The organism is Arthrobacter sp. ZGTC131, assembly GCF_002929275.1.
Lineage (GTDB): Bacteria > Actinomycetota > Actinomycetes > Actinomycetales > Micrococcaceae > Arthrobacter.
The window spans coordinates 427,253-440,440 of the sequence record NZ_PJIK01000001.1 but is presented as its reverse complement, the minus strand read 5'-3'; the positions used below and the strand labels follow the sequence as shown (position 1 = coordinate 440,440).

The 13,188-nt window shown below is 66.0% G+C and carries 13 protein-coding genes; 10 read left to right on the top strand and 3 right to left on the bottom strand.

What is annotated here, in order from left to right:
• Positions 1 to 4: 4 nt before the first annotated feature.
• The 8 genes from CXQ90_RS01980 (at position 5) to CXQ90_RS01945 (ending at position 7,988) form a co-directional block, all read left to right on the top strand.
• Positions 5 to 457, top strand: coding sequence for an NUDIX hydrolase (locus CXQ90_RS01980; protein WP_104136561.1), 453 nt, complete (start codon positions 5 to 7; stop codon positions 455 to 457).
• Between the two features lie 420 nt (positions 458 to 877).
• Positions 878 to 1,990: a ribosome small subunit-dependent GTPase A gene (gene rsgA / locus CXQ90_RS01975; RefSeq protein ID WP_181038390.1), complete on the top strand. Its 1,113-nt coding sequence runs from the start codon at positions 878 to 880 to the stop codon at positions 1,988 to 1,990.
• Positions 1,991 to 2,165: 175 nt separating this feature from the next.
• A complete protein-coding gene (locus CXQ90_RS01970; RefSeq protein WP_104136559.1) occupies positions 2,166 to 3,263 on the top strand; it encodes an ABC transporter ATP-binding protein in 1,098 nt (365 codons plus the stop codon).
• Complete coding sequence (locus CXQ90_RS01965) at positions 3,263 to 3,976, top strand: ABC transporter permease (RefSeq protein WP_104136558.1); 714 nt, start codon at positions 3,263 to 3,265, stop codon at positions 3,974 to 3,976. Before CXQ90_RS01970 ends, CXQ90_RS01965 begins: the two co-directional genes overlap by 1 nt.
• Entirely contained in the window at positions 3,973 to 4,719 is a 747-nt protein-coding gene (locus tag CXQ90_RS01960) for an ABC transporter permease (protein WP_104136557.1), read from the top strand. The genes CXQ90_RS01965 and CXQ90_RS01960 overlap by 4 nt, the downstream gene beginning before the upstream one ends.
• On the top strand, positions 4,716 to 5,672 hold the full coding sequence (locus CXQ90_RS01955; RefSeq protein ID WP_104136555.1) for an ABC transporter substrate-binding protein: 957 nt from the start codon (positions 4,716 to 4,718) through the stop codon (positions 5,670 to 5,672). The genes CXQ90_RS01960 and CXQ90_RS01955 overlap by 4 nt, the downstream gene beginning before the upstream one ends.
• Positions 5,673 to 5,877: 205 nt before the next feature.
• Positions 5,878 to 7,098 (top strand): pyridoxal phosphate-dependent aminotransferase, encoded by a 1,221-nt coding sequence (locus CXQ90_RS01950; protein WP_104136554.1) that lies wholly within the window; start codon positions 5,878 to 5,880, stop codon positions 7,096 to 7,098.
• Between the two features lie 35 nt (positions 7,099 to 7,133).
• Positions 7,134 to 7,988, top strand: a complete 855-nt coding sequence (locus CXQ90_RS01945; RefSeq protein WP_104136552.1) for a polyphosphate kinase 2 family protein — start codon at positions 7,134 to 7,136, stop codon at positions 7,986 to 7,988.
• A 96-nt stretch (positions 7,989 to 8,084) separates the two neighbouring features.
• Here the strand turns inward: CXQ90_RS01945 and CXQ90_RS01940 are convergent, their stop codons facing one another.
• A complete protein-coding gene (locus tag CXQ90_RS01940) occupies positions 8,085 to 8,330 on the bottom strand; it encodes an exodeoxyribonuclease VII small subunit (protein ID WP_104136551.1) in 246 nt (81 codons plus the stop codon).
• A gap of 67 nt (positions 8,331 to 8,397) precedes the next feature.
• A complete protein-coding gene (gene xseA, locus CXQ90_RS01935; RefSeq protein WP_104136549.1) occupies positions 8,398 to 9,717 on the bottom strand; it encodes an exodeoxyribonuclease VII large subunit in 1,320 nt (439 codons plus the stop codon).
• A gap of 179 nt (positions 9,718 to 9,896) precedes the next feature.
• On the opposite strand from xseA, the gene CXQ90_RS01930 reads away from it, so the two are divergent.
• Together CXQ90_RS01930 and CXQ90_RS01925 are read left to right on the top strand one after the other, a co-directional pair.
• Positions 9,897 to 10,745 (top strand): hypothetical protein, encoded by an 849-nt coding sequence (locus tag CXQ90_RS01930; RefSeq protein WP_104136548.1) that lies wholly within the window; start codon positions 9,897 to 9,899, stop codon positions 10,743 to 10,745.
• A gap of 51 nt (positions 10,746 to 10,796) precedes the next feature.
• Positions 10,797 to 11,873 carry a 4-hydroxy-3-methylbut-2-enyl diphosphate reductase gene (locus CXQ90_RS01925; protein WP_104136546.1) on the top strand — a complete coding sequence of 359 codons (1,077 nt, stop codon included), beginning with the start codon at positions 10,797 to 10,799 and terminating at the stop codon, positions 11,871 to 11,873.
• 22 nt (positions 11,874 to 11,895) lie between these two features.
• Here the strand turns inward: CXQ90_RS01925 and CXQ90_RS01920 are convergent, their stop codons facing one another.
• Entirely contained in the window at positions 11,896 to 13,167 is a 1,272-nt protein-coding gene (locus CXQ90_RS01920; RefSeq protein ID WP_258064316.1) for a DNA recombination protein RmuC, read from the bottom strand.
• Between the last annotated feature and the right edge of the window lie 21 nt (positions 13,168 to 13,188).

Below are 13,188 nucleotides of genomic sequence, written 5' to 3'. Positions count from 1 at the left end.
ATCCATGAGCGTTCACTTCGACACCCGGCCTGCCGCCTACGCGGTCATCATCCACGACGGTGCCATCCTGCTCGCGTACTGGAAGCAGGACGGCAAGGAAGGCTGGACGCTTCCCGGCGGTGGCCTGGACCTCGCCGAACATCCAGTGGACGGCTGCATCCGGGAGATCTTCGAGGAAACGGGTTACCACGCCCAGATCGGCCCCATGCTAGGGATCGACGTCGGCCACTGGCCGGCAGGCACCAGGCTGGACGGCATCGACCGGGACTTCCAGTCCCTCCGGCTGGTGTACGAGGCGACCGTGACAGGCGGGGAGATCAGCCACGAGGTGGACGGCACCACGACCCACGCCGCGTGGATCCCGTTGGGCGAGGTCGGCTCGCTCAACCGGGTTTCCCTAGTGGACGCGGCCCTGCGGCTGTTCCGGGAGCGTCCGGTCAACGGCAAACTTGGGTGATTATTTCCCGGCCGGATCCCTTGCCGGATTCGTTGGCGTCATTCCCTAGCCAGGCCGGCGGAGGCTGGCTATCCTAGGGGAGTCGCTGGATGTTTCGGTCCGGCGGCAGCGATTCCGGCATGAACTCCGCAACGGGGAGGTGGACCTGATGATTGCAGCATTCCTGCGCGCACCGCGCACCGGCAAAGACTCCTTCATTACTCCTGCCCCGATCCTGCGCACCGCCTAAGCGGCATACAGCCGCAGCCTCCGCACCGTCTTTTTAGCAGCACGACGTCCTGTTGCGGAAGCAGGCCTGGCGCCCCGGGGCCACACCCGAGGTTCACAGTGAAAAATCCTTCAGGCAGTTCAGCAAACCCAATTCAACAATCAACCGACAATTCACCCCCGTCCGGGGACCGCCACCCTGCCCCGGACAGGTTGAGCGGACCCGTCCGCTACGGCTTCACGGAGGCCGTCGCGCTGCGCTTCGCCGCCCATCCCGTTGACGGCGGTGAGGTCCCGGCGCGTGTGGTGCGGGCAGACCGCAACCGCGTGGTGGCCGCCACGGTGGACGGTCTCATGCGCCTGCCCTACCCACCGGCCGGCAGGCATCCGGCGCCCGGCGCGCATCCGGCGGCGGCTCCCGCGCCTCCGGCGGTGCCGACGGCCGGCGACTGGGTCTGGCTCGGGCAGAACCGGGCCGGTGAACCCGCCATCGTCAGGGTGTTGCCCCGGGCGTCGGAGCTCAGCCGCAAGCGGGCCTACGAAGCCTCCTCCGAAGCCCAGGTTCTCGCCGCCAACATCGACGTGGTGGGCGTCATTGTGCCGGTGGACCGCCCGCTGACCCACAACAGGCTGGAACGGACGCTCGTCGCGGCCTGGGACTCGGGCGCCACGCCCCTGGTGATCATCACCAAGGCGGACCTGGCGGACATCGCGGACGACGTCGTCGGGAAAGTGATCCTGCAGGCCGCAGGCGTCGACGTGGTGACGACGTCGGCCGAGCAGGGCGACGGGCTGGACGAGCTGCTCACGCATGTGCTGCCGGGCCGGACGCTCGTGCTGCTGGGCCCCTCAGGCGCGGGCAAGTCCACGCTCATCAACGCGCTCGCGGGCCACGACGTCCAGTCGACAGGGAACGTGCGCGCCGCCGACGGCCGGGGACGGCACACCACCACGTCACGGGAGCTCGTGCCGCTGCCCAACGGCGCCGTGCTCATGGACACGCCGGGCGTCCGCGGCTTCGGACTCTTCGACGCGGACGACGGCATGGGCGAGATGTTCGGCGACCTGGAAGAGCTCTTCGGAAAATGCCGTTTTTCCGACTGTGCCCACGATAAAGAGCCGGGTTGTGCTGTCCGCGCCGCCCTGGAGGACGAATCGCTCGACACGCGGCGGTGGGCCAGCTACCTGAAGCTGCAGCGCGAACTCGCGGCGCTGAACCGGCGCCATGATGCGGCGGCCCGGAGGGCGTACCAGCGGGAATGGCACCAGAAAGTGGCCGTTGCGGGAAGGAGCCAGCGCGCGGCTGAACGGTACGGTAAGCGCTGACCCATCCGCAGCGGCCTTGTCTCCGAATGATTACGGTATTCGTACTGGCAGTTACTTTGCCGCAGGCACTGGTTACGCTTTGTCAAGACGTGCTTTACTCCTAAAAATCAGCGTGCTTATGATCAGTTCGCTTGACCGTCCGATGTTGCCGCTCAACAGTTAGGTAAGCCCGGGAATGGCCGAAGCCATGATTGAGTTCCAGAGCGTCACCAAGCAGTACCAGAGCGGGCAGCCGGCGGTGGATGAGTTGAGCATGTCCATCGACCAAGGCTCCATCACGGTGTTCGTCGGACCGTCAGGCTGCGGGAAGACAACCTCCCTGCGCATGATCAACCGGATGGTCGAGCCAACGTCCGGAACCATCACGGTCGGTGGCAAGGACGTCATCACGGTGCCGGCCGCCGAACTCCGGCGGTCCATGGGGTACGTCATGCAGTCATCCGGACTCATGCCGCACCGTTCGGTGCTGGACAACATTGCCACGGTGCCGCGCCTGAACGGCGTGTCCAAGGCGGACGCCCGCAAGCGTGCCGAGGAACTGCTCGACGTCGTGGGGCTGGCCTCGGGGCTGGGGAAGCGTTATCCGTCTCAGCTCTCCGGCGGGCAGCAGCAGCGCGTCGGCGTGGCGCGTGCGCTCGCGGCCGATCCGCCGGTGCTCCTCATGGACGAGCCCTTCAGCGCCGTGGACCCGGTGGTGCGCGACGAACTCCAGCAGGAGCTCCTGCGGCTGCAGCGCGACCTTGCCAAGACCATTGTTTTTGTCACGCACGACATCGACGAAGCCACCGTCCTGGGGGACAAAGTGGCGGTCTTCGCCGTCGGCGGCAAACTCGCGCAGTACGCCACTCCGGAGGAGATCCTGCGTGCCCCGGCCAACGAGTTCGTGGCATCCTTCGTGGGCCGGGACCGCGGGTTCCGGCACCTCGCGTTCACCGCGGCCGACGGCGTGGAAGTCCACCCGGTGCCGACGGTCACCCGGGACGGCGGCGCGGTCGAGCGTCCGGACGCCGCGGACGGCTGGCGGCTCGTGGTGGACGCGGACGCGCGGCCGCTGGGCTGGGAAGGTCCGGGCCCGGACTCCGACCTCATTCCGGGCGGTTCACTCTTCCGGCCCGGCGACACCCTTCGGCGTGCCTTGGATTCCGCCCTGTCATCGCCGTCGGGGCTGGGCGTGGCCGTGGATGAAGCCGGCCGGGTCTCGGGCGTCGTAAAGGCGGCCGAGGTGCTGGCCGTGATCGAATCGGCCCGCCAGGTCCGGCAGGGCGCGCTCTGATGGACTGGTTCCTGGCGAACAGTGGAATGGTCTTTGAACGGGCCGGACAGCACCTGGTCCTGGCGCTGGTTCCGATGATCCTCGGCTTGCTCATCTCGATCCCGCTGGCCCAGTTGTCCCGCCGGCACCCTGCACTGAGGTCCCTGGTGGCCACCGTCAGCTCACTCCTGTACACCATTCCCTCGCTGGCGCTTTTCATCATCCTGCCGCCGCTCCTGGGCACGCGGATCCTGGACCCGATCAACGTCATTGTTGCCCTGACCATATATGCGGTGGCCCTGCTGGTTCGGGCGGCCATGGACGCTTTCGACTCCGTGGATGACGACCTCCGGCAGGCGGCCGTGGCCATGGGCTACAAGCCCGCGGCACGCTTCCTGCAGATCGACCTGCCGCTATCCCTGCCGGTGCTTTTTGCGGGTCTCCGCGTGGTCTCCGTGAGCAATATTTCGCTGGTGAGCGTCGCCGCGCTGCTCGGGGTGGGCAATCTCGGCATGCTGTTCACGGACGGGCTGCAGCGGACATTCATCACCGAAGTGGTGGTGGGCATCATCGCCATCCTGCTGCTGGCGCTGCTGATGGATGCGGTGCTGGTCCTCCTGGAGAGGCTGCTCACGCCGTGGACCCGGGCTTCGGCCGCTGCGGCCAAACCTGATGCGAAAACGGGCGCCGAATTCATTGCCGAAACACACGTGCATGCGGGAGCCGGGTCATGAGCAACATCTTCACCGAGACGTTCGCCTGGCTCGCGGACCCCGAGCACTGGTCCGGGAGTTCCGGCATTGCCACGCGGCTGCTGGAACACCTGCAGTACAGCGCCCTGGTTCTTGTCATCGCCGCGGCCATCGCCGTACCGGTTGGCCTTTATATCGGGCACACCGGCAGGGGCCGAGTTGCGGCAGTGGCCGTTGCCGGTGCCCTGCGTGCTTTGCCGACGCTCGGACTCCTGGTGCTCTTTGCCCTGATTGCCGGCAGCGGCCTCATGCCGCCTGTGTGGGCGCTGGTGATCCTCACCGTGCCGCCGCTGCTTGCCGGCACCTACGCGGGTATCTCCAGCGTGGACCCCACCGTGGTGGATGCGGCGCGGGCCATGGGCATGAAGGAACTCCAGATTCTGTTCGGCGTCGAGCTCCCCAACGGACTCCAGGTGATGTTCGGCGGCATCCGCACGGCCGTGCTTCAGGTGATCGCCACCGTGTCGGTTGTGGCCTACCTTCCGCTGGGCGGGCTCGGACGCTACCTCTTCGACGGCCTGGTCCTGCAGGACTTTCCGCGGATGCTGGCGGGCTCGCTGCTGATCGCGGGCCTGGCGATCGCCGTCGACCTCATCCTGGCGGCTGTGCAGAAGCTGCTGGTTTCCCCCGGACTTTCCACCGGTTCCAAGGGCGGCCGCAAGGCCGCCACCGATCTCACGGCTGCCGCACCCGCGGCGGCTGCTGTTCAAGGAGGCACCCCATGAAGCACCCCATCCGCACGACCCTCACCCGCCGTGGCCTGGGCGGCCTCGCCGCAGGTGTGGGCATTGCCATGGCCCTGTCAGCGTGTGGCGGCGGCGACCCGCTGACGTCCCCCACCACCACCGCGGGCAGCGCCGCTGCGGGCGGCTCCCTGGTGGTCGGATCCGCAGACTTCCCCGAGAGCCAGATCATCGCGGAGATCTACGCCGGCGCCCTGACCCAGGCCGGCGTCACAGCCACCACCAAGCCCAACATCGGCTCGCGTGAGATCTACTTCAAGGCTGTCCAGGACGGTTCCGTTGACGTCGTTCCGGACTATTCCGGAAACCTGCTCTCGCATGTGGATGCAGAGGCTCCCGAAGTCGCCGCCGAGGACATCTACAAGGCACTGCCGGGCAAGCTTCCGCAGGGCCTCGGAGTGCTGGAGCCGGCAAAGGCCGAGTCCAAGGACGCCATGGTGGTCACCAAGGCCACCGCCGAGAAGCACCAACTGAAATCCATCGAGGACCTGGCCAAGGTCTGCAAGGACTTCACCATGGCAGCTCCAGCCACCTTCGAGACCCGGGCCTACGGCTTCCCCGGGCTGAAGAAGAACTACGGCTGCGAGCTCAAGGCCCTCAAGCCCTTCAGCGACGGCGGCGGCAACCTGACGCTCCAGGCCCTCCTGACGGACGATGTGCAGGTGGCCGATATCTACACCACCACCCCCTCCATCGCGGACAACGACCTGGTGGTGCTGGAAGACCCCAAGAACAACTTCAAGGCGCAGCAGGTGCTGCCGCTCTACAACGAGGCCAAGATGACGGACAAGGCCAAAGAGGCACTGAACAGCGTCTCCAAGATCCTGACCACTGAAGACCTCATCAACCTCAACCGTGCTGTCAGCGGCACCCAGAAGCAGAATGCGAAGGATGCCGCCGCGGCCTGGCTCAAGGACAAGGGCATCGTCAAGTAGCCCCGGGCCAGGGACCACAGCGCCTACGCAGCCTGAGCATCCTGGCAAGGAACTAAAGCACGACGGCGGCTGCCGGACTCCTCGGGAAACGGGGAACAGGCGGCCGCCGTCGGTGTCTGAGTGCGATGACCGGACTGCCCGGTCCGCCGTACAGTGTGAGCCAAGTCTCCGCGGAAGTACATCCCGCTTATGGCATATTTGATGAATGGCAGAATTCAAGCAGTCCACCAAGCTTCATAATGTCCTTTACGACATCCGTGGACCGATTCTTCAGGCCGCCCAGCAGATGGAGGCAGAGGGTCACCGAATCCTCAAACTGAACATCGGAAACCCGGCCCCTTTCGGTTTTGAAGCGCCGGACGCGATCCTGGTGGACATGATCCGCCACCTGCCCCACGCCCAGGGGTACAGCGACTCCCGCGGCATTTTCTCGGCCCGGACCGCCGTCTCGCAGTACTACCAGACGCGCGGCATCCAGAACATCCACGTGGACGACATCTACCTCGGCAACGGTGTCAGCGAGCTCATCACCATGTCGCTCATGGCCCTGCTGGAGGACGGTGACGAGGTCCTGATCCCCACGCCGGACTACCCGCTGTGGACCGCCTCGGTGGCGCTGGCCGGCGGCCGTCCGGTGCACTACCTCTGTGATGAGGATTCGGGCTGGCAGCCTGACCTCGACGACCTGGAAGCAAAGATCACGCCGCGCACCAAGGGCATCGTGGTCATCAACCCGAACAACCCCACCGGCGCCGTGTATCCGGAGAGCACGCTGCGCAAGATCGTGGCGCTGGCGGAAAAGCACGGCCTGGTCATCTTCGCCGACGAGATCTACGAGAAGATCCTGTACGAGGATGCGGTTCACGTGAACATGGCGGGGCTCACGGGCGACGACGTCCTGTGCCTGACGTTCAGCGGGCTGTCCAAGGCCTACCGCGTATGCGGCTACCGCGCGGGATGGATGGGCATTTCCGGGCCGAAGAAGGATGCCTCGGATTACCTCGAAGGCATCAACCTGCTGGCCAACATGAGGCTGTGCGCCAACGTGCCCGCGCAGCACGCCATTCAGACGGCGCTCGGCGGCTACCAGAGCATCAACGACCTGATCCTGCCCGGCGGGCGCCTGCTTGAACAGCGGAACAAGGCCTACGACATGCTCAATGCCATTCCGGGCGTCAGCACGCAGCAGGCAAGGGGTGCCCTGTACCTGTTCCCGAAGCTGGATCCCGAGGTCTACAACATCCGCGACGACGAGAAGTTCGTCTTGGACCTGCTGAAAGAGCAGAAAATCCTGGTGTCCCACGGCAGGGCGTTCAACTGGGTGCGGCCCGACCACTTCCGGATGGTGACCCTGCCCAACGTCAAGGACATCGAGGAAGCAATCGGACGGATGGGAGACTTCCTCAGCAGGTATCCGGGGAACTAGCCTGTTCCCACCTACAAATGCAGAAAGAGGACCCCATGGCCGGCGTCGTCGAGTTTGAAAAGTTTCCTTCCGGAACTTTGAAGGTGGAGAAGGGCTTCAACCTTGCGGACCTCGATCCTGACTCGACCCCCGGCTACACAGGGAACAAGGCCGACGGCGAGGCTTTGCTCAGCGACCTTGACGGCAAGCTGGCCGAACTGCAGGAGCAGCTGTTCGCCGGGTCCAAATTCGGCGGCACCAAGAGGGTCCTGCTGATCCTGCAAGGAATGGATACCGCGGGCAAGGGCGGGATCGTGAAGCACGTCCTGGGCACGATGGATCCCCAGGGCGTTCAGTTCAAGTCGTTCAAGGCGCCCACCCCGGAAGAGAAGGCCTACGACTTTCTCTGGCGGATCGAAAAGGAAGTGCCGGCGGCCGGCATGATGGGGGTCTTCGACCGCTCCCACTACGAGGACGTCCTGATCCACCGTGTCCATGGCTGGGCGGACCCCAAGGAAATTGAGCGGCGCTACGCGGCCATCAACGAATTCGAAGCCCGGCAGACGGCAGTGGGCACCGCAGTCATCAAAGTCATGCTGAATATCAGCAATGAGGAGCAGAAGGAGCGGCTGCTGGCTCGGCTAGACAAGCCGGAGAAGCACTGGAAGTACAACACCGGGGATCTGAAGGAGCGGGCATTCTGGGGTGACTACATGGCGGCGTATCAGGCCGTGTTCACTGCGACCAACACGGAACATGCCCCCTGGTATGTGGTGCCCGCGAACAAGAAGTGGTACGCGCGGATTGCGGTGCAGCAGTTACTGCTCGAGGCGCTGATGTCCCTGAAGCTGGAGTGGCCCAAGGCAGAGTTCGACGTGGAGGCCGAGCGCCGTTTGGCCGAGAGGTCCTGAGCCCCGTCTGATCCGTCCTCATGCAGGTCGTCCGGCTAATCAGCGGCGCCAGTCCGGCTCCGCGGTGCCCCGGCGCTTGGCTCTCCTGGCGGGGCGTTAGCTCTCCTTGCGCGCAGCTGCGAGCCTTTTGCGTGCCCCCTCGAGCCAGTCTTCGCACCGTTTGGCCAGTGCCTCGCCCCGTTCCCACAGTGCCAGTGAGTCTTCGAGACTGGTGCCGCCTGCTTCGAGCTTGGACACGACGCCCACCAGTTGCTCCCTGGCTTCCTCGTAGCTGAGGGACTCGATGTCGGACTGGCCGGCGGCCGCGCTGGCGGGGTCGGTGCCGATGGAATGGTCTGTCATGTTGGCTGGCCTGTCGTGTCGGTGGGGTGGGTTCCGTTGGTCTGGCTGGTGCCGCTGGTGGGATCACTCATGGGGCTCCTTGGGTTTTGGGCCCGGGCACGGCGGCATCGGATCCGCCGGTGGATTCGGCGCCGAACCGCCCGCCGGCCACGCGGACGGAGAGTTCCGTTCCGCGGGGAGCCTGCGAAGGATGGCGCACCACGGTGCCGGTGCCGGCGGATCCCTTGCTTCCGGCGAGCTGGACCACGGCGTAACCGCGGTCCAGGGTCTGCTGGGGTGAGAGGGACCGGACCTGCGCCTGCAGATGGACCAGCTGATCGGCCGCCCTCGTGACGGCTGCGGTGATGGCTGCAGTGGATCGGCGGGTCAGCCGGTCGACGTCGTCGGCGCGTGCGGTGACCATGCCTTCCGGAGCCGCCAGCACGGGACGGGAGCGGATCGCCGCAAGGCGATCGGTTTCCCGGGCCACGAGCTGGGTGACAGAGCGGCGCAGCTGGGCTTCGGCCTGCCGGACCCTGGCGAGCTCCTCGGAAACTTCGGGGACAATGCGCTTGGCGGCGTCCGTGGGCGTGGATGCCCGGAGATCGGCCACATCGTCCAGGATGGGGCGGTCGGCTTCGTGGCCGATGGCGCTGACGACGGGTGTTTGCGCCGCGGCCACAGCGCGGATGAGTTGCTCGCTGCTGAAGGGCAGGAGGTCCTCAAGCGCCCCGCCGCCCCGGGCAATGACGATGACGTCGACGTCAGCGCGGGCGTCGAGTTCCCGAAGTGCTCCGACCACCTGCGAAACCGCCGTGTTTCCCTGCACTGCGACCTCGCGGATTTCGAATTCGACCGCCGGCCAGCGCAGGGCGGCGTTGCGGAGCACATCCTTCTTGGCATCGGAGTCGCGCCCGGTGATGAGGCCGATCCGGTGGGGGAGCAGCGGCAGCCGTTTCTTCCTGGACTCGGCAAAGAGGCCTTCGGCGGCAAGGGCGTGCCGGAGCCGCTCGATCCGTGCAAGGAGGTCGCCGAGGCCCACGGGGCGGATGTCCTTGACGGACATGTTCACGCGTCCGGTCTTCAGCCAGAATTCGGCCTTGAGGAGCGCAACAACCCTGCTCCCGCGTTCGAGCGGTGTTTCCTGGCGGTCCAGGACGTTGGACCAGATGGATGCGGGCAGCGAAATTTCGGCATCAACGTCCCTGAGGGTAAGGAATGCGCTGCTGCCGCGCCGGTTCAGCTCGATGACCTGTCCCTCGACCCAGGCGGCCGGTGCCCGCTCGATGTGGGTCTTGAGTTTCTGGGAGAGCAACTGCAGCGGCCAGGGGTTGTCCGGCGTGGTATCTGCCGCGGTGGCAGGTACCGTGGTGGGCCCGGAAGCGGGCACCGTGGCATTTTCAGCCATGTGCTGCCTCGACGGCGGCGATTGCCTGTTGCATGTGGCGGTCCTTTGCCTTCGCGGTGGGTTAACCAACTCTATCCATAGCTCTACCACCGGGCGGTGACATTTTTGATAGGGAGGCGGCGCCCCTAGGATGGCAGTGTCCCAGCGACAAGCCAGGAACCCGACCAGCTAGGAATCCCTTGCGCTCTTTTGTTGCGGCTTTGGCCGTCATCCTTGGTCTGCTGTTGTCCGCGGTGGCCGTCCCCGCCATCTGGGTGGACCGCAACATCGTGCAGGAGGATGGCTTTGTGGCCCTCGCGGCGCCGCTGGGCAAGGATCCGGCCTTCCAAAAGCGTCTCGCGACTGCCGCGGTGGGGAGCATCGATGCCGGAGCCAATCTCCCGGATCCGGTGGCCCAGCTCGTCCGCCCGGTTCTGGAATCGGCGGCCGGTTCGCTCACCGGCCTGCCGGCGTACCCGGCCGCCTGGGAAGAAACGCTGCGAAAGAGCCACCGCCTCAACTTCGCTGACCCGGCAACGCTGCCGCCGGAAGTGGACTCCGCCACGTCCCTGACCCTCGATGTGGCCCCTCTCGTGGCGCTGGCGACCAAGCAGATCTCAGACAAGGTGGGCGTCAAGCTGGAAGCGCCGAACCAGACGCTGGTGAACATCGGACAGTCTGGCCAGCGCCAGCTGATCGAACGCGTGTCGGCGTACTCACCGGTGGGTTACAGCCTCGCCATCGGCGCAGGTGTGGCATTCCTGCTGGCGCTCGTGACGGCGCGGCGCCGCTGGAAAGTGCTGGCGGTTATCGGCCTGGGAGGGCTGGGGTTGGCAGGACTGTGGACGTGGGCATCCGGCTGGGCTTCGGATGCCGTGACGAGTACGGCCAGCGGAAACGAAATGGCGGACCTCTTCAAGCGGGAGTTCGTTGCGGCGGCAGCGGCAGGGTTCGGATCCTGGGTCGTTGCAGCCGCGGTGGCTGGCGCGATTCTCCTGGCGGCGGGGCTGATCATCAGGGTCTTTGGAGGACCGGCACGCCGGGTGTGAGCCAGCTCTACCCCGCCCGGGGCGAAGTCCGCCAACCGGTAGCATGGAGAAATGACCTCCTCAGCAGTTTCCCTTTCGATGCCAACCGTCCCGCGCAGGCGCCGTTCGCCGGAGGAAGTGCTGGCTGCGGCACCGGTGGCCGGTCCCAAGAAAGTTCTGCTGGCGGCTCCGCGCGGATACTGTGCCGGGGTGGACCGCGCCGTCATCGCCGTCGAGAAGGCGCTGGAACATTACGGGCCGCCCGTCTACGTGCGCAAGCAGATTGTCCACAACGTGCACGTGGTCAGCTCGCTGGAGGAGCAGGGGGCCATCTTTGTCGATGAAACCGATGAGGTCCCCGAGGGCGCCCTGGTGATCTTTTCCGCTCACGGAGTCTCTCCGGCGGTTGTCCAGTCTGCAGAGGACCGCGGTCTGCGCACCATCGACGCCACATGCCCCCTGGTGACCAAAGTCCACAAGGAAGCAGTCCGCTTTGCGAAGGACGACTTCGACATCCTGCTGATCGGCCACGACGGCCACGAGGAAGTGGAAGGCACCGCCGGAGAAGCCCCTGAGCACATCCAGATCATCAACGGCCCCCACGAGGTGGACAAAGTGACCGTCCGGGACCCGGAGAAAGTCATTTGGCTGTCCCAGACCACCCTCAGCGTCGACGAAACCATGGAAACGGTACGGCTGCTCAAGGAGCGCTTCCCCACGCTCCAGGACCCGCCCAGCGACGACATCTGCTACGCCACCACCAACCGTCAGGTGGCCATCAAGAAGATCTCCCCGCAGGCGGACCTGGTGATCGTGGTCGGTTCTGCGAACTCGTCCAATTCCGTGCGCCTGGTGGAAGTGGCGCTTGAATACGGCGCCAAGGCCTCCTACCGCGTGGATTTTGCCAACGAGGTGGACGAAACCTGGTTTGAGGGCGTCGCCACGGTGGGAGTCACCTCGGGAGCGTCCGTGCCGGAGGTTCTCGTCAAGGACGTCCTCCGTCTCCTTTCCGACTACGGCTACGGCGCCGTAGAGGAAGTTGTCACGGCGGAAGAGGACCTGCTGTTCTCCCTGCCGAAGGAACTTCGGGCCACCCTCAAGAAAGCCGGGGATGTCTCACGGGCGCTCGGCGGCAGGCGCTCAAACTAGGTCCTGCCCCTAGGCCCACTGCTCAGGCGGCGTCCTCTTCCGCCTCCGGTTCTCCGCCTGCCCTGCCGTGCACTGTGCCCAGCTGACCCATCGCCTCGTCCCGCGGCTGAAGCTCGGGAGCTGAGACGGACCGCGGCGTGACCTGGACGGCCGGCGGCGTGACCAGCCCGGCGGCGTCCATGGCATTCAGCTTCCGGGCCGTGGGGAGGACCCGGGCCTCCAGGGTGCCGACCATCGAGTTGTAGCGGTCAACGGAGGACTTCAGCGACGACCCCAGCTTGCTGACGTTTTCGCCGAGGGTCCCCATGCGTTCATACAGTTGCCGGGCGAGCTCGAACAGCTCGCGGGCGCTGTCTGTGAGGACGTCCTGGCGCCAGGTGAACGCAACCGACTTGAGCACCGCCAGCAGAGTGCCGGGGGAGGCAAGCACGACGTTCTTGGAGAGCGCATGGTCCAGCAGGGCGGGATCGGCGGAGAGCGCCGCGGCGAGGATGGACTCCGCGGGCAGGAAACAGATGACCAGCTCCGGCGAATTTCCCGAGATATCCCAGTACTTCTTGCTGCTGAGGGCGTCGACGTGGGCCTTGAGCGCCTTTGCGTGGGCGGCCATGAGATCCTGCTGGGCGGACTGGCCGAGTCCCCGCCGGTCGCCGTCCGACTGGCCCAGCTCCTGTGCCTGGAGGTAGGCGGACAGGGGCACCTTGGCGTCCACCACGAGCTGCTTGTGGCCCGGAAGCTGAACCACGAGGTCCGGACGGACCGAGGATTCAGCCCCGGCGCTGTGCAGCTGCTCGTGGAAATCGACGTGGCGGAGCATCCCCGCGGCCTCCACCACCCGGCGCAACTGGACCTCCCCCCACTGGCCGCGCGCGCTGTTGGAGCGGAGCGCCGATTCGAGGGCGTGCGTTGAGCGCATCAGCTGTTCGTCCGAAAGCCTGGCCTCCTGCAGCTGCTGCGCCAGTTGCCCGTACTGCTCCAGCCGGTCCCGTTCCAAAAGGGAGACCTGCTGCTGCACCGCAGTCAGCTTTTCCGCCACCGGTGCCAGCGCCCGCAGCACACTGCCGTCCTGCTGGCGTGACTCACCCAGTTCCCGGTTCTGGGCTGCCAGAAGTCTCCGCTCCGCGTCGGCCGCGGCGAATTGGGCGCTCACTTCCGAAAGCCGCGCCGATACGCCGTCGAAATCCGCTTCAAGGGCGGTGCTACGGCGGCGCAAGACCGTGTACGCCACGGCAGCGCCGGCCACGGCGCCCAGCAGCAGCATCAGTAGGGCGAGAATGACTGCAAAAGGTTCCATGCCTTCACTGTGGCATGCAGG

Excerpts from the sequence above, each read along its gene's own strand:
- CXQ90_RS01980 (WP_104136561.1), top strand. The coding sequence starts at position 5 with ATGAGCGTTCACTTCGACACCCGGCCTGCCGCCTACGCGGTCATCATC.
- CXQ90_RS01970 (WP_104136559.1), top strand. The coding sequence starts at position 2,166 with ATGGCCGAAGCCATGATTGAGTTCCAGAGCGTCACCAAGCAGTACCAG.
- CXQ90_RS01965 (WP_104136558.1), top strand. The coding sequence starts at position 3,263 with ATGGACTGGTTCCTGGCGAACAGTGGAATGGTCTTTGAACGGGCCGGA.
- CXQ90_RS01960 (WP_104136557.1), top strand. The coding sequence starts at position 3,973 with ATGAGCAACATCTTCACCGAGACGTTCGCCTGGCTCGCGGACCCCGAG.
- CXQ90_RS01955 (WP_104136555.1), top strand. The coding sequence starts at position 4,716 with ATGAAGCACCCCATCCGCACGACCCTCACCCGCCGTGGCCTGGGCGGC.
- CXQ90_RS01950 (WP_104136554.1), top strand. The coding sequence starts at position 5,878 with ATGGCAGAATTCAAGCAGTCCACCAAGCTTCATAATGTCCTTTACGAC.
- CXQ90_RS01945 (WP_104136552.1), top strand. The coding sequence starts at position 7,134 with ATGGCCGGCGTCGTCGAGTTTGAAAAGTTTCCTTCCGGAACTTTGAAG.
- CXQ90_RS01940 (WP_104136551.1), bottom strand. The coding sequence starts at position 8,330 with ATGACAGACCATTCCATCGGCACCGACCCCGCCAGCGCGGCCGCCGGC.
- xseA (WP_104136549.1), bottom strand. The coding sequence starts at position 9,717 with ATGGCTGAAAATGCCACGGTGCCCGCTTCCGGGCCCACCACGGTACCT.
- CXQ90_RS01925 (WP_104136546.1), top strand. The coding sequence starts at position 10,797 with ATGACCTCCTCAGCAGTTTCCCTTTCGATGCCAACCGTCCCGCGCAGG.
- CXQ90_RS01920 (WP_258064316.1), bottom strand. The coding sequence starts at position 13,167 with ATGGAACCTTTTGCAGTCATTCTCGCCCTACTGATGCTGCTGCTGGGC.